The sequence below is a fragment of the Rhodovulum sp. P5 genome (assembly GCF_002079305.1).
In the GTDB taxonomy this organism is placed as follows: domain Bacteria; phylum Pseudomonadota; class Alphaproteobacteria; order Rhodobacterales; family Rhodobacteraceae; genus Rhodovulum.
Map to the genome: position 1 here is coordinate 1,072,456 of NZ_CP015039.1, position 18,951 is coordinate 1,091,406.

19 protein-coding genes and 1 riboswitch are annotated in these 18,951 nt (G+C 66.8%); of the genes, 6 read left to right on the forward strand and 13 right to left on the reverse strand.

Annotation, left to right across the window (positions count from 1 at the left end; translation table 11 throughout):
• Position 1 precedes the first annotated feature (1 nt).
• Entirely contained in the window at positions 2-940 is a 939-nt protein-coding gene (locus RGUI_RS05245; protein WP_081532079.1) for a glycine--tRNA ligase subunit alpha, read from the reverse strand.
• A gap of 182 nt (positions 941-1,122) precedes the next feature.
• On the opposite strand from RGUI_RS05245, the gene RGUI_RS05250 reads away from it, so the two are divergent.
• Positions 1,123-2,850 (forward strand): trypsin-like peptidase domain-containing protein, encoded by a 1,728-nt coding sequence (locus RGUI_RS05250; RefSeq protein WP_156882876.1) that lies wholly within the window; start codon positions 1,123-1,125, stop codon positions 2,848-2,850.
• An 88-nt stretch (positions 2,851-2,938) separates the two neighbouring features.
• Here RGUI_RS05250 and RGUI_RS05255 read toward each other — a convergent pair whose 3' ends face one another.
• From RGUI_RS05255 to metZ, 3 genes are all read right to left on the reverse strand, one after another.
• Positions 2,939-4,387 carry a TrkH family potassium uptake protein gene (locus tag RGUI_RS05255; RefSeq protein WP_081532081.1) on the reverse strand — a complete coding sequence of 483 codons (1,449 nt, stop codon included), beginning with the start codon at positions 4,385-4,387 and terminating at the stop codon, positions 2,939-2,941.
• Between the two features lie 44 nt (positions 4,388-4,431).
• Entirely contained in the window at positions 4,432-5,535 is a 1,104-nt protein-coding gene (gene folE2, locus RGUI_RS05260; protein WP_081532082.1) for a GTP cyclohydrolase FolE2, read from the reverse strand.
• Between the two features lie 105 nt (positions 5,536-5,640).
• Positions 5,641-6,804 (reverse strand): O-succinylhomoserine sulfhydrylase, encoded by a 1,164-nt coding sequence (metZ, locus tag RGUI_RS05265; RefSeq protein WP_081532083.1) that lies wholly within the window; start codon positions 6,802-6,804, stop codon positions 5,641-5,643.
• A gap of 49 nt (positions 6,805-6,853) precedes the next feature.
• Positions 6,854-6,932: riboswitch (SAM riboswitch) on the reverse strand.
• Between the two features lie 152 nt (positions 6,933-7,084).
• On the opposite strand from metZ, the gene RGUI_RS05270 reads away from it, so the two are divergent.
• On the forward strand, positions 7,085-7,789 hold the full coding sequence (locus tag RGUI_RS05270) for a glutathione S-transferase N-terminal domain-containing protein (protein WP_081532084.1): 705 nt from the start codon (positions 7,085-7,087) through the stop codon (positions 7,787-7,789).
• Positions 7,790-7,796: 7 nt separating this feature from the next.
• Here RGUI_RS05270 and dtd read toward each other — a convergent pair whose 3' ends face one another.
• From dtd to RGUI_RS05290, 4 genes are all read right to left on the reverse strand, one after another.
• A complete protein-coding gene (gene dtd, locus RGUI_RS05275) occupies positions 7,797-8,234 on the reverse strand; it encodes a D-aminoacyl-tRNA deacylase (protein ID WP_081532085.1) in 438 nt (145 codons plus the stop codon).
• The gene (locus RGUI_RS05280; RefSeq protein ID WP_081532086.1) at positions 8,231-9,154 is read right to left on the reverse strand and encodes a carbohydrate kinase; all 924 of its coding nucleotides are present in this window, start codon (positions 9,152-9,154) and stop codon (positions 8,231-8,233) included. Before RGUI_RS05280 ends, dtd begins: the two co-directional genes overlap by 4 nt.
• Before the next feature lie 314 nt (positions 9,155-9,468).
• Positions 9,469-10,074, reverse strand: a complete 606-nt coding sequence (locus RGUI_RS05285) for an inner membrane-spanning protein YciB (RefSeq protein WP_081532087.1) — start codon at positions 10,072-10,074, stop codon at positions 9,469-9,471.
• A 4-nt stretch (positions 10,075-10,078) separates the two neighbouring features.
• Positions 10,079-10,984: an EamA family transporter gene (locus RGUI_RS05290; RefSeq protein WP_081532088.1), complete on the reverse strand. Its 906-nt coding sequence runs from the start codon at positions 10,982-10,984 to the stop codon at positions 10,079-10,081.
• Between the two features lie 69 nt (positions 10,985-11,053).
• On the opposite strand from RGUI_RS05290, the gene RGUI_RS05295 reads away from it, so the two are divergent.
• Positions 11,054-11,518 carry an MgtC/SapB family protein gene (locus tag RGUI_RS05295; protein ID WP_081532089.1) on the forward strand — a complete coding sequence of 155 codons (465 nt, stop codon included), beginning with the start codon at positions 11,054-11,056 and terminating at the stop codon, positions 11,516-11,518.
• 18 nt (positions 11,519-11,536) lie between these two features.
• Here RGUI_RS05295 and ftsY read toward each other — a convergent pair whose 3' ends face one another.
• Positions 11,537-12,823 carry a signal recognition particle-docking protein FtsY gene (gene ftsY / locus RGUI_RS05300; protein WP_081532090.1) on the reverse strand — a complete coding sequence of 429 codons (1,287 nt, stop codon included), beginning with the start codon at positions 12,821-12,823 and terminating at the stop codon, positions 11,537-11,539.
• Between the two features lie 770 nt (positions 12,824-13,593).
• Between ftsY and RGUI_RS05310 the strand changes: the two genes are divergently transcribed.
• On the forward strand, positions 13,594-13,995 hold the full coding sequence (locus RGUI_RS05310) for a hypothetical protein (RefSeq protein WP_081532092.1): 402 nt from the start codon (positions 13,594-13,596) through the stop codon (positions 13,993-13,995).
• 22 nt (positions 13,996-14,017) lie between these two features.
• On the opposite strand, the gene xseA is transcribed toward RGUI_RS05310, so the two are convergent.
• Together xseA and RGUI_RS05320 are read right to left on the reverse strand one after the other, a co-directional pair.
• Entirely contained in the window at positions 14,018-15,565 is a 1,548-nt protein-coding gene (gene xseA / locus RGUI_RS05315; RefSeq protein WP_081532093.1) for an exodeoxyribonuclease VII large subunit, read from the reverse strand.
• Between the two features lie 31 nt (positions 15,566-15,596).
• A complete protein-coding gene (locus RGUI_RS05320) occupies positions 15,597-15,962 on the reverse strand; it encodes a peptidoglycan-binding protein (protein WP_081532094.1) in 366 nt (121 codons plus the stop codon).
• A gap of 183 nt (positions 15,963-16,145) precedes the next feature.
• Here RGUI_RS05320 and purD point away from each other — a divergent pair, with 183 nt between their 5' ends.
• A complete protein-coding gene (purD, locus tag RGUI_RS05325) occupies positions 16,146-17,408 on the forward strand; it encodes a phosphoribosylamine--glycine ligase (RefSeq protein ID WP_081532095.1) in 1,263 nt (420 codons plus the stop codon).
• Positions 17,409-17,450: 42 nt separating this feature from the next.
• On the opposite strand, the gene RGUI_RS05330 is transcribed toward purD, so the two are convergent.
• Together RGUI_RS05330 and RGUI_RS05335 are read right to left on the reverse strand one after the other, a co-directional pair.
• A complete protein-coding gene (locus RGUI_RS05330) occupies positions 17,451-18,143 on the reverse strand; it encodes a VCBS repeat-containing protein (RefSeq protein WP_081532096.1) in 693 nt (230 codons plus the stop codon).
• Positions 18,143-18,466, reverse strand: coding sequence for a 2Fe-2S iron-sulfur cluster-binding protein (locus tag RGUI_RS05335; protein ID WP_081532097.1), 324 nt, complete (start codon positions 18,464-18,466; stop codon positions 18,143-18,145). The genes RGUI_RS05330 and RGUI_RS05335 overlap by 1 nt, the downstream gene beginning before the upstream one ends.
• Before the next feature lie 113 nt (positions 18,467-18,579).
• On the opposite strand from RGUI_RS05335, the gene RGUI_RS05340 reads away from it, so the two are divergent.
• Positions 18,580-18,942 carry an OB-fold nucleic acid binding domain-containing protein gene (locus RGUI_RS05340; protein ID WP_081532098.1) on the forward strand — a complete coding sequence of 121 codons (363 nt, stop codon included), beginning with the start codon at positions 18,580-18,582 and terminating at the stop codon, positions 18,940-18,942.
• Positions 18,943-18,951: the final 9 nt, after the last annotated feature.

The following is an 18,951-nucleotide window of genomic DNA, read 5'->3' on the forward strand; positions in this document are numbered from 1 at the left end:
CTCAAACCCCCTCGGCCGCGGGGGTCCAGCCCCCGGCATCGGTTTCGACGAAGGCATCGGCACACCGCTTGGCCAGCGCGCGCACCCGCCCGATATAGGCTTGCCGTTCGGTCACGGAAATCACACCGCGCGCGTCCAGCAGGTTGAAGAAATGGCTGGCCTTGATGCACTGGTCATAGGCCGGGTGCACCATGATGATGCGCTTGCCCGTCCGCGGGTCCTTTTGCGGATGGTCGAGGATGCGGACGCATTCGGCCTCTGCCACCTCGAAGAAGTGGAACAGCTTCTCGGTATCGGCGACGTCGAAATTCCAGCGGGAGTATTCCTCCTCGGTCTGGCGGAACACGTCGCCATAGCTGAGCGCAATCGGCGTCTGCGGGTTGTTGTAGGGCATGTCCATGACATGGTCGATGCCAAGGACATACATCGCCAGCCGTTCCAGACCGTAGGTCAACTCTCCCGACACCGGGTGGCAGTCATGACCGCCGACCTGCTGGAAATAGGTGAACTGGCTGACCTCCATGCCGTCGCACCAGACCTCCCAGCCCAGGCCCCAGGCGCCGAGCGTCGGGCTTTCCCAGTCATCCTCGACAAAGCGGATGTCGTGATAATCGAAGTCGATCCCGATGGCGGCAAGCGAACCGAGGTAAAGCTCCTGCAAGTCCGGCGGGCTGGGTTTGATCAGCACCTGATACTGGTAATAGTGCTGCAACCGGTTGGGGTTCTCGCCATAGCGCCCGTCGGTCGGCCGGCGCGAGGGCTGCACATAGGCCGCGGCCCAGGGTTTGGAGCCGAGCGAGCGCAGGGTGGTCGCCGGGTGAAAGGTGCCTGCCCCCACCTCCATGTCATAGGGCTGTAGAATCGCACAGCCCTTTCCGGCCCAGTAGGCCTGAAGCCTCAGGATGATGTCCTGAAAACTCGCCGGTTTACCGTCCGTCATTGCGTGCCCTGCCTTCGTGCCGTGGGAAACAGCGCTTCAATAGGCAAGCGATGCAACAGGGTCAATCGAAGCTGCCACCGGCATGCAGGTTTGTGGTGCATCACCCGCCCGCTTTGATAGGGTCGCGGGCACAAGCCGCAACCATAACGGCAGTCAAGGCAAGCACGGGGCGCCATCGACCGATGAAGACATTCGCAACGATCCTCCTTTTCCTCCTGACCACCCTTCTTCCGGCGCAGGCGCAGGAACGCGCCTGGGTCCAGATCGAGGCGCATCCGACACAGACCACCGCCGAGGAGCGCAGCCGCGCCTATGCCGGGCTGTTTCCCAATGTCGCCGCCTATCGCATCCCCTCGGGCTGGTACGCCATCGCGCTGGGCCCCTACACGCCCGATCAGGCCGAAAGCGCACTGCGCCGCCTGCGCGGGGAACGGCTGATCCCCGGCGACAGCTTCCTCAATGACGGCACGAGTTACGGTCAGCCGGTCTGGCCCATCGGGGCGGCACCCACCGTCCCGGTGACGCCCGCCCCAGTGACCCCGGCACCGGTCGCCGAAGCGCAAGACCCCACCGCCCTGCCCGAAGAAACCCCGGCCGAGGCCCGGCGATCCGAACGGGATCTCGACCGGGGCGGGCGGATCGAAATTCAGACCGCCCTGCAATGGGAAGGTTTCTATACCTCTACCATCGATGCCGCCTTTGGCCCCGGCACGCGCCGCTCGATGGCCGACTGGCAGGCCAGCCGGGGGTACGAACCCACCGGGGTGTTGACCTCTCGCCAGCGGGCAGAGTTGATTGCGCACTATCGCAAGCAGATCGATTTCCTCGGCCTGCGCGAGATCGAAGAGGCCGAGGCCGGCATCCGGATCCGCATGCCAATGAACCTTGTCGACTTCGACCGGTACGAACCGCCCTTCGTGCACTTTGAATCGCGCGACGACAGCGGCGTGCGCGTGCTGCTGATCAGCCAGCGCGGCAATCAGGCCACACTCTTTGGGCTGTACGACATCATGCAGACGCTCAAGGTCGTGCCCCTTCAGGGGGAGCGGCAGCGCCAGACCAACCAGTTCACGATCACCGGCCGCAATGCCGAGATCGAGTCCTACACCTACGCCACGCTGACCGGCGGCGCGGTCAAGGGGTTCAGCCTGATCTGGAAGCGCGGGGAACAGGACGAGCTGATGAAGAAGGTCGCCCAGATCATGCGCGACAGTTTCGAAGCGCTGCCCAATGCCGCGCTGGATCAGACGATGGCCGAGATCGGGGCAGAGCAGCGGGCCGACATGATGTCGGGGCTTGAGATCCGCCAGCCCGACAGCACCCGGACAGGCGTCTTCGTCGATGCCGAAGGCACGGTGCTGACCGCGGCCCCCGGCCTGACGGCCTGCAGCCGCATCACCATCGGGTCCGACCTGCCGGCGACGCTGGGCGCGCGGGACACCGCGCTGGGGCTGGTCCTGCTGCATCCGATCACGCGCCTTGCCCCCATCGACCATGCTCGCTTCAAGCCGGACGTCCCGCGCCTGCGGAGCGAGGTTTCGGTCGCAGGCTTTTCCTATGGCGAGGTTCTGGACCTGCCGGTGCTTACCCGCGGCACACTCGCCGATCTGAGGGGCCTGAACGGGGAAGAAACGGTCGACCGGCTGGAAATTCAGGTTCTTCCCGGCGACACCGGCGGCGCGGCGCTTGATGCCGCCGGCGCGGTCATCGGCATCCTGCTTGCCCCGCAGGAGGGCCCGCGCCAGTTGCCGGAGAATGTGCGCTATGTGGCCGATACCGACGCGATCATCGCGTTCCTGACCGCCAACGGGGTGGAGCCCGACATGGCAGAGGGCCAGGCCGCCCTGCCCCCGGCGCAACTGAACCGGCGCGCGGCCGACATCACGGTGCCGGTCTCCTGCTGGAACTGATCTTGGACGGGTGCGGCGATCGGGCCTGCACCCGCCCGACGCCGTTCCGCGTCTTTGCTGAAGCGGCCGCTTTCAAGACCCGGCGGGCTCAAACCCGCCAGAAGGTGACGGTCAGGATCGCATAGACCGTCAGCAGTTCCAGCCGGCCGATCAGCATCGCGACCGACAGGATCCATTTCGCAATATCGTTCAGCCCGGCGAAATTGCCCGCCGGCCCGATCTGGTCGCCCAGCCCCGGCCCGATATTGGCCAGCGCAGCCGCCGCCCCGGAAAGCGAGGTCGTGGCGTCCAGCCCCGTCGCGCCCAACAGCACCGTCACCGCCCCCAGCGTCACCACGAAATAGACGAAGAAGGACATGACCGAGGACAGCACCTCGTCATCCACCCGCCGGCCGTTATAGCGCGGGGTGAACATGCCGTGGGGGGCATAAAGCGTCTTGATCTGCACCCGGATCGCCGAAAACAGCAACTGATAGCGGAACACCTTGATTGAACAGGCCGTGGACCCAGCGCAGCCACCGATCAACCCGATGAAGAAGAACAGGATCACCGGAAGATTGCCCCAAAGCTGGTAATCCACGCTGGCATAACCGGTGCCCGATATGATCGAGGTCACGTTGAAGATGCCCTCGCGAAAGGCGTGTTCGTAGTGGTCACCGTTCACCAGAACCCGAAAGGCGGCGATCACCAGCACAAAGGCCGCGATGATCGCCAGATAGGTCCAGATCTGGCTGTCGCGCAGGATCGGCTTGGCCTGCCCGGCCAGAAGCTGCACGTACCGGACAAAGGGCAGACTCGCCAGCATCATGTAGACCGAGGCCACGTATTCCGGAACGCCCTGATAGACGCCGAAGGATGCGTCATGGGTAGAGAACCCGCCCGTGGAGACCGTGGTCAGCGCATGGTTCAGCGCATCGAAGAACGGCATGCCCACGGCGTTGTAGGACAGAACGCAAGCGAGCGTGAGAAAGACGTAGATGCCCGAGATGCGCGAGGCGATCTCGACCGCGCGCGGAAGCACCTTGCCCGAGGTATCGAACGCCTCCGACCGGAAGATCTGCATGCCCCCGACCTTGAGCTCGGGCAGGAACACCATCGCCACGACGATGATCCCCACGCCACCGAACCATTGCAGCATGGACCGCCACAAGAGCGTGCCCGCCGGCATGTCGTCGAGCCCGGAAAAGACCGTGGCGCCGGTGGTGGTCAGCCCCGACATCGCCTCGAAAAACGCGTCGACCGCCCGGGCATCGGGCACGCCCAGCATGAAGGGAAGCGCGGCAAAGACCGGCAGGACCAGCCAGACACCGGAGGTCAGGAAGAAGGTCTGCTGGATCGACAGACGTTCATCGGTACCGTTGGCACAGGCCAGCGCGATCAGCCCACCGGTCATGCCGGTCAACAGCGCCGATTCGAAGAAGGCCGGCCAATTGCCGTTGCCAAGGTAAAGGTCCAAACCCATCGGCAACAGCATGGTCGCGCCCAGAACGGCGACCAGCAGGCCGATGACATATCCGACAGGGCGCAGATCAAACATGCGCGCAGTTTGTCGGTGGCGCCGCGGCTGTCAAGCGGCCCGCGTCACCGCGCGTGGATCAGGGTCGTGAAGAGCTTCGGGTCGAGGCTTTCAGAGGCAAAGGTATCACCTTCCGTCAGCACGCTGACCGCATCGTGGCTGTGCAGGCTTTCCTGATGGCTGGCAATCACCCGGAAATCGCCGACACGGGGGTCACGCTCCAGCGCCTCGGCGAACAGCCGCGCAGCATCTTCCACGAAAATGGGGTTGGCCGCGTTCAGTTCGGCAAAGGCCTGCTCATCCTCCCGCTTGACCATCACCTGGGTCTCGGTCGGCACGGCGCTGCGGCACATCTCGATCAGGTCCTCGAACCACAGGCAGTCGCCCGCGGGGTCGAGTTCGACCGAAAGCCGTGCAACCGACCGCTGGGAATGCGGCGTGGCCAGTTGTCCGCGCTCCTGCCGCGCATGTTCGGACAGTTCCAGCGAACAGGGGCAGGTGGAGGAATAGACGTAGTCCAGATGCACGATCTTCTTCACCGCGCCGGCGGTTTCCACCAGTTCCAGCGCGAAGTCGTAATACTGGTAACCGTCCAGGCCCGACCGCAGCGAACTCACCTTCATCGGGAAGGAAAACCGCATCATGATCCGGGCGTCGAGGCTTTCAAGATCGGCCTTGTAGCTTTCCAGCGCGGCCTCGATCACCTCGAAGCTGAAGGTCCGCTCCGCATGGGCATAGAAGCTGCGCATGATGCGCGACATGTTGATGCCCTTCTTCTCCGCCTCAAGGCTGACGGTCCCGGTGACCGACGTCTCTAGCGTCAGATCGCCGTTGTGGCGGGTGTGAAACCGGATCGGCAGGCGAAAGTTGGAGATCCCCACATGCTGAATCGGACGCTTCGCACCACGGATCAGGCTGGCCGGGCCGTTCTGCAGATCGGGCATCGTGGCCTTGTAGGCCGCGTCGGCCTCGAACCGGTGGGGATAGGACCGGCTGAGATCGGGATAGGCATTCAGACCGCGCGTGCCCATCAGGGCCGAAATCGTGGGGTCGAGCGTGTCGCGTTCGACATCCGACGCACTCTCCGCCCAGTTGCGCAGCGTTTCAAGCGCACGCTCGGCGTCGTCGCGGGTCGGGTGCCGGTCGATTTCACGGCTGTAGATGTTCATCGGGTGCCCTCCCCCAGTGGTCATGTCATGCGCTGGACGGCAGACAAATGGGGGCCTGCCTGCGGAAGTCCAGCTTTTTCCAGACTTTTTTCACACACGACCGCGTTACATCCGACCCAGGGCGGCCGTCAGGTCGGCAATCAGATCGGCGGGATCTTCCAGCCCGACGCTCAACCGGACAAGCCCCGGCGTGATCCCCAACCGGGCCTTGGTCGCATCCGGAAGGCGTTGATGGGTCGTGGTGGCGGGATGGGTTGCGATGCTCTTGGCGTCGCCAAGGTTGTTCGAGATCTTCCAGATCTCAAGCGCATCCAGCATCGCGAAGGTGGCATCCTTGCCGCCCGCCACGTCGATGGACAGCACCGTGCCCCCCTCCGGGAACAGGGCGTTCTGCGGGTGGCTGGCCAGCCCGGGATAGATCACGCGGGCCAGACGCGCGTCGCCCTCCAGCGCCTCGGCGATGGCGCGGGCAGAGGCCGCCTGCGCCCGCACGCGCAAATCCAGTGTCTCCAGCCCCTTCAGCATGACCCAGGCATTGAACGGGCTGATCGCGCCGCCGGTGTGTTTCATATAGGTCTCGACCGGGCCGCGAACCTCATCGCGCCGGCCAAGGATCGCACCGCCCAGACAGCGCCCCTGCCCGTCCACATGCTTGGTGGCCGAATAGACGACGATGTCCGCCCCCTGTTCGATGGCATCGGAAAAGACCGGCGTCGCGAACACGTTGTCAACGATCACCCGGGCGCCTGCCGCATGGGCGATCTCGGCCACGGCGGCGGTGTCGATCACCTCCAGCACCGGGTTCGACACCGTTTCAAAGAAGACCGCGCGGGTCCCCGGCGTCACCGCGGCGCGCCACTGGTCCAGATCGGTGCCATCGACGAACACGACCTCCACCCCGAAACGGGGCAGGATGTCCTCAAGGATGAACAGGCACGACCCGAACAGCGCCCGCGCCGCGACAACCCGATCCCCCGCGGCAACGCCGGACATCAGCGCCCCGTTGACCGCAGCCATGCCGGAGGCCGTGGCAAAGCACGCCTCTGCCCCTTCGATGGCGGCAAGCCGGTCCTCGAACATCGCCACGGTGGGGTTGCCGTAACGGGCATAGATGAATTCGTCCTGACCCGCATCGACGAACCGGGCCTCTGCCGCTTCGGCGCTGGGATAGTCGAAGCCCTGCGTCAGGAACAGCGCCTCCGACATCTCGCCATACTGGCTGCGGCGCGTTCCGCCATGCACCGCTTGCGTTCGCTTCGACCATGTCATCGCCTGCGCCCTCCCGAGCAAATAAAAAACCCCCACCGTCAAAGACGCCGGGGGCACAGCCCTGACCTCTTTAGCGGCATGTTTAACGTGGCCCGCAATCCGGTGTACAAATCGCCACACCCGCCTCGGTAAGACCAAAGTCCGATAGCGTCAAGGCAGGTTCGGCACCGAACGCCACGCTTTCGCACCGGTCACGGTGTCTTGTCCGGGGAAATGGCGCGGGCTCTTGCCCCTTGCCCGACGCGCCCCACCCTCTAGGCCGCAAGCACGGAGACCGCATATGCCATCGCCCATCGAACTTCACTACTGGCCCACCCCCAACGGTTGGAAGATCGCCATCGCGCTGGAAGAGATGGGCCTGCCCTACACGGTGACGCTGGTGGATATCGGCGCGGGCGACCAGTTCGCCCCCGATTTCCTGAAGATCGCCCCGAACAACCGGATGCCCGCCATCGTCGATCCCGACGGGCCCGACGGTGCACCCGTGTCGGTCTTTGAATCGGGTGCGATCCTGCTCTACCTCGCGCGCAAGACCGGGCAGTTCCACGGCCGGACGGAGCGGGAGCGGATCGCCGTCGAGGAATGGCTGATGTGGCAGATGGGCGGCGTGGGGCCGATGGCGGGACAGGCGCATCACTTCCTGAAATATGCGCCGAAGATGACGCCGCCGCAGGACCTGCCCTATGCCAAGGACCGCTACCGGGCAGAGGTTGCGCGGCTTTACGGCGTGCTGGACCGGCGCTTGGCCGATCACGCTTATGTCGCGGGCGATTTCTATTCCATCGCGGATATGGCGGTCTGGCCGTGGGCCTGCCTGTGGGAGGGGCAGCAGCAGACGCTGGAGGACAAGCCGAACCTGGCCCGCTGGCTGGACGATATCGGCGCGCGCCCCGCGGTGCAGCGCGGCCGGGCGCTGGCATCCGACAAACGGCGCGATTTCTCGGGACAGAAGGACGCGCAGGACATGTTGTTCCGGCGGGCCTGATCCGGCCTCAGGCCTCGATCCAGATCGTCACCGGCCCGTCATTGATCAGCGACACCTTCATATCCGCCCCGAAGCGGCCATTGGCGACCTCGACCCCCTGCCCGGCCAGCGCCTTCGAGAAATGTTCGTACAGCCGGTTGCCCTCGTCCGGCGGGGCGGCCGCGGAAAAGCCGGGGCGGTTGCCGCGCGAGGTATCGGCGGCCAGCGTGAACTGGCTGACCACCAGCGCCCCACCGCCGGTGTCGAGGAGCGAGCGGTTCATCTTGCCCGCCTCGTCCTGAAAGATGCGCATCTTCGCGATGCGGGCGGCCAGTTTCTCGGCCTGCGCCTCGGTATCGCCCGCCATGGCACATACGAGGATCATCAGCCCCGGCCCGATCTCGCCCACGACTGCACCGTCGATCCGGACGGCGGCCTCGCTCACCCGCTGGACCAGCGCCCTCATGCCAGATCCTCCGCCCAGGGCGGGTTGGCCCCGGAGCGCGAGACGGTGACCGCTGCCGCCCGGATCGCCAGCGTCAGGGCCGCGGTCATGTCCTCGGGCGACAGCGCCGCGATGGCAGGTTTTCCAAGCAGCCCCTGCCGGTATAGCGCCGTCAGGATCCCGGCGTTGAACGTATCGCCCGCGCCGACCGTATCGACGACCTCGACCGCCTCTGCCGGCACATCGCCCCGCCCCTGCGGGCCGAACGCGCTGGCCCCCTGCGCGCCACGGGTCAGCAGCACCAGGTTCGGCCCCCGTTGCAGCAGGCCTTGGGCAAGTTCGGCGGGATCGCCCGGGCCATCCAGCCATGTCAGGTCTTCGTCGGAGATCTTGATGATGTCGGCCACCGCGATCATCCGCCCAAGCCGCGCGCGATAGGCGGCCTCGTCCGCGATGAACCCGGGCCGGATATTGGGGTCGAGCATCGTCACGCGCTGGCCGGCCTCGCGCAGCATCAACGCCTCATAGGCCGACCCGCAGGGTTCGGCCATCAGCGAGATACCCCCGCAGAACAGCGCCTGAACCGTGTCGGGCAGGGCCGGCAGGTCGGCCGCGGTCAGCATGCGGCCCGCGGTGTTTTCATCATAGAAGGCATATTGCGCATGCCCATCCGTCAGCGTCACGAAGGCCAGCGTCGTCGGCCGGTCGGACCGGACGCAAAGCGCGGCATCCACCCGCGACTCCGTCAGCGCCCGCGCCAGCATCTGCCCGAAGAGATCGGTCGACAGGCCAGAGAGGAACCCCGCAGGCGCCCCAAGCCGGCCCAGCGCGATCCCGGTATTGAACACCGCACCACCGGCATGGGGGGCAAAGGCGGCCTCCCCCCCGGCCGTCGTTCGCGGCAGCATGTCGATCAGGGCCTCGCCCGCGCTCAGGATCATGACCTCGCCCTCCCTTTCGGTTTCCCAAGCCTTAGCCGCGGCACGGGCCCTTCGCAAACCCCGCGCAGCATTTGACACCGCTCATGGACCGGCCCGCGGCCTTGCTGCGTGGCTTTTTAAAGAGAGCGGGCGTGGGGAAATTCCATGTTGCGGGCTTCCGACCGTCACGCTTGCACCCGCAATGCCACAACCCCAACGATGAATAACACCAAACCGGACGCTCACCGCACAGGCGAAAGGCGATGACGGATAGCGCCCCTTCTCTCCCTCCGCCTGTCCCTGATCCCGGGGGCAGGGTTTCGCATGCGAAACTTTCAGGCTTCGTCGCTGTCGGTCCCGTATTTCTTGAACAGGCCCCCTTGGGTCATGAAGAACGCGAAGATCGCGATGGTCAGCCCGAAGGTCTTGAAGTTCACCCACATGTCGGTGGACATGGTGCGCCAGATCACCTCGTTCGCGATGGCCAGCCCGGCAAAGAACAGGGCCAGACGGCGGGTCAGGATCATCCAGCCCTCGCGCATCATCGGCAGCGCCTCGTCCAGCACGTATTGCAGATAGGACTGCCCGCGCAAAAGCCCCACCCCGAGGATCCCCGCAAACAGCAGGTAGATCGCCGTCGGCTTCATCTTGAAGAAGCGTTCATCGTTCAGCCAGACCGTCAGCCCGCCGAAGACGACCACCAGCACCGCCGTCGCGATCTGCATCTTGGAGATATGGCGCGTCAGCACCCAGAGGATCCCCGTTGTCAGCAGAAGCAGCGGAATGAACCCCGCGGTCGCCAGGATGAACCCGTCATACTCGACGCCACCGATGGTGAACGTCTTCTCCCGCAGCCGGATATAGGCGATGAAGAAGGCCGCGATGGGGCCCAGTTCCAGCGCCGTTTTCAGGATCGGGTTGATCTTGCGTTTCTCCGCCATGGCCTCAGCCCCCCATTTCCACGATCACCGCGCCCGCCGCGATCAATGCCATCAGGGCCAGCCTGCGCGGGCCCACCAGCTCGCCCAGTGCCAGCCATCCGATCAGGGCGGCAAACACGGTCGAGGTCTCGCGTAAGACAGCCGCTTCGCCGACCTTGTCAAGACGCGTGGCCATCATGATCGCCCCGAAACTGAAGAACGCCACGAACCCGCCCGCAAGCCCGCGCAGCATCAGCGGCCCAAGGTCCGGCCGATCCCCCATCCGCAGCCAGCGCGTTGCCGCCAGCCACGGCATCACCGTCAACCCGTCGATCATGAAGAACCACGCAAGGAAGGTGAACGGGTCGGCGGAGGCGCGGATGCCATAGGCATCATAGGTGGTGTAAAGCGCGACGAACGCCCCGGTCAGCACGGCGAGGGCCAGCGCCGGGCGCAGCGTGTCGCGGTCAAGCTGCCAATGGATCAGGTTGTAGACCGCCAGCCCGAAGATGCCGGCGAGAAGCACGCCAACGCCCAGCCATTGCGTGACGGTGAAGGTTTCACCGAACAGCAGATAGGCCCCGATCACGGCAAAGAACGGCCCCGTCCCCCGCACCACCGGGTAGACGACCGTATAGGCGCCCTTGGTGTAGGTATATCCCTGCGCCAGCTTGTAGCCGAGATGGATGAAGAACACGGTGACGAAGATCGGCCACATATGCGGCTCCGGCCACGGCACGACGAACAGGGCAACCGGCGCGGCCATCGCCCCGTAGGAGAAATCGATCGCCCCGCGCGACAGCCAAGGATCGTGCCGCCCCTTTTGCAGCGCGCCAAAGACGGCGTGCAGGAACGCCGCGGCCAGCGCCAGCAGAAGCGCCAGCCGATGCCCCGCCTCGGTCCCCTCGATCCCCGCGATCCACTCGGTCATCGCCCGGCCCTTTCTCGACAGGGCCGTCCGAAGACGCTAACCATGGCGGTATCGGGAGCGGAGCGCCCAATGCTCGACAACATCCTGTCCGACCTAAGCGATCCTTTTGGCGGACTGCCCGCCGAGGTCGCCCTGCTGCGCCTTGTCTCGGCCACGGTTCTGGCGGGCCTGATCGGGCTTGAACGGCAGGTTCGGCACAAACCGGCGGGCCTTCGCACGCATATGCTGATCGCCATGGCCGCCTGTCTGGCAACGCTTGTCGCCCTGCAACTGATCGAGGCTGCGGATCCGGCCAATGCGACCCTGCGTTTCGACCCGCTGCGCCTTGTCGGCGCGATCACGTCGGGCGTGGCGTTCCTTGCCGCGGGCGCGATCCTGACCCATGGCGGCACGGTCGAGGGCCTGACCACCGGTGCGGGCATGTGGCTGGCCGGGGTCATCGGGCTTGCCTGCGGCGCGGGCAGCATCCCGCTGGCCGCCACGGCGGCGCTGATCGCGCTCATCGTGCTCGCCCTGCTCCGCCTCGTGGAATAGGCCCGGCCGGCACAGGCGTTACGCATCTATCCCCGCCAGCGCGTTGGCGAAGTCTTCGGGTTCGAACGGGGCAAGATCGTCGATCTGTTCCCCGACGCCGATGGCGTGGATCGGCAGGCCGAACTTGTCGGCCAGCGCCACCAGAACGCCCCCCTTGGCGGTTCCGTCGAGTTTGGTCATCACCAAGCCGGAGACATCGGCAAGCTTCTGGAAGATCTCCACCTGGCTCAGCGCGTTCTGCCCGGTCGTCGCGTCCAGCACCAGAAGCGTGTTGTGCGGCGCGGTTTCGTCCCGCTTGCGGATCACGCGGACGATCTTTTCAAGCTCTGCCATCAGGTCGGCCCGGTTCTGAAGCCGCCCGGCGGTGTCGATCATCAGAAGGTCATAGCCCTCTTCCTCAGCCCGGGCCATCGCGTCGAAGGCAAGGCTGGCGGGGTCCGATCCTTCGGGCGCCGTCATCACCGGCACCCCGGCCCGGTCGCCCCAGACCTGAAGCTGTTCGACGGCCGCAGCGCGGAAGGTGTCGCCCGCGGCGATGACCACCGACTTGCCCGCGGCGCGGAACTGGCTGGCCAGCTTGCCGATGGTGGTCGTCTTGCCCGACCCGTTCACCCCCACCACCAAAACGACCTGAGGCTTTTTCGGATAAAGCGGCATCGGGCGGGCCACGGGTTCCATGATCTGCGCGATCTCGTGGGCCAGAAGATCCTTGATCTCGTCCACCGAGAGGCGTTTGCCGAACCGTCCCTCTGCCATGTTGGCGGTGACGCGCATCGCGGTGTCGACGCCCATGTCGGCCGTGATCAGCAGTTCCTCAAGGCTTTCCAGCATGTCGTCGTCAAGTTCACGCCGGATGACGACCTTCTTGCGCTCACCCCCGCCCAGCACCCGGCCAAGGAAGCCCTTGCGCGGGGCATCCTCCACCACCTCCTCGGCCTCTCCGCCCTGTTCCAGTGCCTCCAGCGCCGAGATGGACTTTTCATAGGGCATCTCCACCGGGGCCGAGGGCGGCATTTCGATGGGCGGGGCAGCGGGCACTTCCGCCGGTGCCTGGGGAAGCTCCACGGGCGGCGAGGGCGGCACCTCGACTGGCGGGGGCGGGATGTCTGCCGGGGCGGGAGGCTGCTGAGGCTCGGGCGTCGGAACCGGTTCCGGTTCGGGCACGGGCTCTGGTTCGGGCAGGGGTTCGGGTTCGGGCGCCGGTTCAGGCTCCGGTGCGGGCACGGGGTTCGGCTCGGGCTCTGGCGACGGCCCAGGTTCGGGCGTGGGGTCCTCGGGCGGGGCGGCCGGTTCGTCCGGTGCCACGGGGGCGGGCTCTTGCGCAACGGGGGCTTCGCGTCTTCGTCCGCAGTGTCACGGGCCGTGGCGTCCGTCCCCTCCTCGGCAGGCTTCTCACCGCCCAGACGGCGCGCCCAGCCAAGCAGACCGGACCCTTTCCGATCCTTCGGGGTCTCGTCCTCCGGCGTCTCATCCGGTGTCACGGCCACCTCAGGCGACACGGGCTCCGGCAACACGGGCTCAGGCGTTTCGACGGCGGGCGCGGCCTCTTCGGCCGGTTCCTGCGGCGCCGGTTCGGGGGCGTCGGCCGGCGGCGCTTCGGCCGCCTCCTCCGGTGCTTCGTCCTTGCGCGACCGCCCGCCAAAGGGCCAGCCCGCGAACCCGCCGCGCGCCGTGCGATCCGATGCGCCTTCCGGGGCCGGGGCCGGGTCGGGCTGTGTCGCCACCCGGTCGGGGCTTTCGGTTTTCAGGGGCGCGGGCTCTGCCTCCGGCACCGGGGCCTCGACGGCCGTTTCCGCGGGCGCGTCATCGGGCACGGTGATCTCTTCGGCCTCACCGCCCTCCTGCACAATCGCTTCCAGCCCCTCCTCGATCTTCGAGGATGACTTCTTGAGCCTTTGCCTGAGTTTACTGAAGAACGCCATGTCGCCTCCTGCCCGGTCGCGGCCTGCGGGCCTTGCCCTGACCTATGCGTAATCGGCAGGATTTGGAAGGGCGGACTGCGCGCCGTCCCGCGACCACTGGCCAAGCGGCGCCAGCTTTGACAAGATGGCAGGGGAACCAAACGGGATGCCCCGATGCTGCGACTTCTTGCGCCCCTTTGCCTGATGGCTGCGCTTGCCCCCCACGCCCGCGCCGCCGAACCGATGAGCGCGGCGGAGTTCGAGACCTACTCGACCGGCAAGACGCTGTACTATGCCACCAACGGCTTTGCCTATGGCGCCGAACAGTATCTCAGCGGGCGCCGCGTGATCTGGACGTTTCTCGACGGCGAATGCACCGAGGGCGTCTGGTACGAGTCCGGCGGCCAGATCTGCTTTCAGTACCGGCACGATCCCGAACCCCAATGCTGGAGCTTTTTCCGCAGCGGCGGCGGGCTGACCGCCCGGTTCGAGAACGACCCCGATGAGACCGAACTGATCGAGGTCGACAAGAGCGGCGAGCCGCTGATGTGCAGCGGCCCGCAGGTGGGTGTCTGACACAGCGCAGGGGACGCGGCCATCAGAACAGGCTGCCCTGCCCCGGTTCGGGGTCGGACTTGCGGCTGCGCCTTGCGGGGCGTCCGCCCACGTCCAGCCGTCCGTCCTGAAACTCGATCTCCAGCCTTGGGGCGGCCTCGGCCGCAGACTTGGTCGTGATGACCGCGTCACCACTGCGGACCACGGCATAGCCCCGGCGCAGCGTTTCGGTGTAGCTGAGGCCCTGCCGCATGCGCTCCAGCGCATCCAGCCGCGTGCGACGGCGGTCGATGTCGGCCGCAAGGGCCGCGCCAAGGCGCCTCTCAAGCCGGGCCAGCTCGCGCCGGTCGGTCTCGACCCGGCGCTGCAGCGCGTCGGGCCTCAGGCGCCGCGCGGCGGCCTCCAGCGACAGACGCCGATCCCGCAGCAGACGGGCAAGCGCGGGCTCGACCCTGCCGGCCCGGTCGGCAAGCCGGCGCGCCTCTTCCGCGATCCGGCGGCGCAGGGCAGAGGGGCGCAGGGCCGCAGAGGCCTCTGACAGGCGCAGCCGTTCGCGCGCAATCCGGGCGCTGAGTGCCGCCGGCAAACGCTCCGACGCGCGGTCAAGCCGCTGGGCCGCCGCCTGCAGCAGCGTCTCGGGCCGGGGCAGCGCGCGGGACAAATCGGCCAGCCGCTGCCGGTGCTGCTGCAACAGGCGAAGCGTTGCACGCGACCGCCGCGCCTCCTGCCCGTCGACCCAGGCGCTTAGTTCCAGCCGCACGGGCACGGCCATTTCCGCCGCCGCGGTGGGCGTGGGCGCGCGCCGGTCGGCGGCATGGTCGATCAGCGTGGTGTCGGTTTCATGCCCCACCGCCGAGATCAGCGGGATGTCGGACTCCGCCGCGGCGCGCACCACGATTTCCTCGTTGAAGCCCCACAGATCCTCAAGGCTGCCGCCGCCGCGCGCCACGATCAGCAGATCGGGCCGCGGGACCGGGCCGCCCGGGGCCAGCGCGTTGAAGCCCCGGATTGCGCGGGCGACCTCTGGCGCGCAGGCCGCGCCCTGCACGGCGACGGGCCAGATCAGCACATGGCGGGGAAACCGGTCGCGCAACCGGTGCAGGATATCGCGGATCACCGCGCCCGAGGGCGAGGTCACGACCCCGATCACCGCGGGCAGATAGGGCAGGTCCTTCTTGCGCTCGGCGGCGAACAGCCCCTCGGCGGCAAGGGCCGCCTTGCGCTTTTCCAGCATGACCATCAGCGCGCCCTGCCCCGCGGGTGCGAGATCCTCGATCACCATCTGATAGCGCGACTGGCCGCCGAAGGTCGTCAGGCGGCCGGTCGCGACAACCTCCATCCCCTCCTCGGGCTGGGTGGAGAGGCGACCGGCCGCCCCCTTCCAGATCACCGCGGCCAGCACGTTCCGTTCGTCCTTGAGGTCCAGATAGATGTGGCCGGAGCGGGGACGGCTGACGCGCCCGACCTCGCCGCGCACGCGGACATTGGAAAACGCCCCCTCGACCGTGCGTTTCACGGCACCGGAGATTTCCGAGACGGAGTATTCAGGGGCGTTCGGGCCGGGGCCCTCGTCATCGATCAGGTCGGACATGGGCCCTTGGTGCCCCGAAATGCGCGGCCGTTCAACAGCCGTCGCACTCATCCCCCTCCCCGTACAGGTACGGCGCCAGATGGCCGCGGGCCAACGCGTTCAGATAGGTCGACACGCTGTCGGGATGGGTCAGGTCGATGCGCAAGGCGCCGCCCGAGTTTCGGGCCAGCAGCGCGGCCCCGTCGACCAGGGCGGCCTCTGTCCCCGGGCCATAACGGCCGTCGACGGACGCAGCATAGAGGTCTGCAATCCGCAATTCGTCCTGCATCTTGCGGCGGCGGGGTTTGTCGAAGGCGTTGAAGCCGATCCGCAGCCAGTCCGGCGCGACGAGAGGGGCGGCCAGCGCGGGCCCGGCAGCAAGGGCAAGCGGAAAGGCCAGAAAGGCGCGTCGTTGCATCGGAACTGTCCTGTTTTCAGATCGGGATCAGGCCAGCCTTGCGCCACAGATTGGCGCCCGGATGGAAACAGGATGGCAATTCGGGGCAGAACGCCGCGCATCTTATCAGATTGCGCCGCTGCCTTGCCCCCTCGCCCGGCCACGGCTAGAGAACCGGGCAAAGAGCGGCGAAAGGGGCGAAAGATGAACATTCTCATCCTTGGCGGTGGCGGGCGGGAACATGCCCTGGCCTGGGCCATCCTGCAAAATCCGAAATGCGACCGCCTGATCGCCGCGCCCGGGAATGCCGGGATCGCCGATATCGCCGAATGTGCCGCGCTGGATATCGAGGATGGCGGCGCCGTTGCCGCCTTTGCCGAGGAAAACGCCATCGACTTCGTCGTGATCGGCCCCGAGGCGCCGCTGGCCGCTGGCGTCGCGGACCGGTTGCGCGCCGCGGGCATCCTGTGTTTCGGCCCCTCACAGGCCGCCGCGGCGCTGGAAAGTTCCAAGTCCTTCACCAAGGCGATTTGCGATGCCTGCGGCGCACCCACCGCGGCCTATGCGCATTTCACCGATGCCGATGCGGCGAAAGACTACGTTCGCGCCCAGGGCGCCCCCATCGTCGTCAAGGCCGACGGGCTGGCCGCGGGCAAGGGGGTGATCGTCGCCGAAACCATGGATCAGGCGGTGGACGCCATCGACGACATGTTTGGCGGCAGCTTCGGCGACGCGGGCGCAGAGGTGGTGATCGAGGAGTTCATGGAGGGCGAGGAAGCTTCCTTCTTCGTGCTGTGCGACGGAACGGATGTCCTGCCCATCGGCACCGCGCAGGACCACAAGCGCGCGGGCGACGGCGACACCGGCCCCAATACCGGCGGCATGGGGGCCTATTCGCCCGCCCCGGCGATGACGCAGGCCGTGTGCGACAAGGCGTTGAACGAGATCGTCACGCCGACCATGGCCGAGATGGCCCGGCGCGGCACGCCCTATACCGGGGTCCTCTATGTCGGCCTGATGATCGCAGACGGGCAGCCGCGGCTGGTGGAATACAATGTCCGCTTCGGCGACCCGGAATGTCAGGTGCTGATGATGCGCCTTGGCGGTCAGGTGCTGGACCTGCTGCTGGCCTGTGCCGAGGGGCGCCTGGCCGAGGCCCGCGTGAACTGGGCCGACGACCACGCGATGACCGTGGTGATGGCGGCCAAGGGGTATCCCGGCGCCTATGAAAAGGGATCCGTCATCGCGGGGCTGGAGGCGCTGCCCGAGGACAGCATGAACATGGTGTTCCACGCAGGGACGAAACGGATCGACGGCAAGGTCACCGCAGCGGGCGGCCGGGTGCTGAACGTCACCGCCCGCGGCGCGAGCCTGGCCGAGGCACGCGACCGGGCCTATGGCATGGTGGACCGGATCGACTGGCCCGAAGGCATGTTCCGCCGCGACATCGGCTGGCGGGCGCTTTGATCGGGCCATTGGCGCGGTTCGGTGTAACGCTGTCTGACCGACCTAGCGACAGGCCAGAACGGCCCTGAATTCGTCTCGTGTTGCGGGTCTGGCAAGGCTTCGGGCCTCGACCCGGCCAGCACGCAAACGGGCAATGACGATTCGGGACCAGTCAGGATCGGCAAGCACCATCTCTGGCCCCGTGCCGCAGTCGCGCACCCCGCCCGAGATCACCTCGTCCCCGATCCGGTGATTGGTCACCCCGTCGGCTTGTGCAATCTCGGCAAACTGCCCGTCCTTGAACCGCCAGATGCGCAGCACGCGCGCCAGATGCGGCCGGTCGACATAGGCGATCTCGACCCAACCGTCGCCATCCAGATCGGCCGCGCCGACAGGCGCCAGCCAGCGATAGGGCGTGCCGATGAAGGGCGTCGCGGCGATCAGCCCGTCGGGCCCGTAGATCGACAGCCGGGCACCTTGGGCAAGATCGCTTTCCACCGCGATGACCTCTGCCCTGCCGTCACCGTCGAGATCGGCCAGACGCGGTGCGGTATCCTCGAACACCCGCGTCTGGGGGAGCACGACCCGCCGCCGGGTGCCGTCGCCCATGTGCAGCACCAGCGCGCCGTATTCCACGTCATCGCCCAGCACGCCATGGGCGTAGCGGGTCGTCGGGTCACCGTAGCGGGCCGAAACGATTTCGGCCCCCGCCGGCGCGGCCAGAAGCGCGGCCAGAAAGACGGCCGCGCCCCGCATCAGATCTGCTTTTCGGGCATCTGAACGATCAGTCCGTCCAGCGCATCGGTGACCTTTACCTGACAGGTCAGGCGCGACCGCTTGGGATCGGTTGCATAGGCGAAATCGAGCATGTCGGCCTCCATATCCTCGATCGCGGGCAGGCGATCGACCCAGTCGGGATGGATATAGGCGTGGCAGGTCGAACAGGCGCAGGCGCCGCCGCAATCGGCATCGATGCCGGGGATGGAGTTGTCGCGCGCGCCTTCCATCACCGTCAGGCCGTTCGCGACCTCGACGACATGTTCGGTGCCGTTATGCTCGATATAGGTGATCTTCGCCATGCGTGCCTCGTTCGGATGTCCAGTGGTCGGGGCCGACATAAGGCAGCCCTGCCGGATTTTCCAGCAAAAGCGGAACGCTTGCCAAAACACCAGTTTGTTCTATTTTTGTTCGCATGCAGCCCGATTGGCCCCGCCCCCCGTCCTGCCTGCCCCATGCGATGCTGGATCTGCCGCCCGCGGGCGCGCGGATCTGCGTGGCCGGTCTGGTTCTGGTGCGTCAGCGCCCCGGCACGGCCAAGGGCGTGGTTTTCGTCACGCTGGAGGATGAAACCGGCGTGGCGAATGTCGTGGTTTGGGCGAAGATGTTCCAGCGCCATCGCCGCGCGGTGATCGCGGCGCGGCTGATGCGGGTGACCGGCCGGCTTCAGCGAGAGGCCGGCGTGACCCATGTGGTGGCCGAGGACATCGAGGATATTTCCCACATGCTCGACGAATTGTTGCAGCACGAAATCTGCCGTGCCGCGGACCAGCCCTGAGCCATCGGA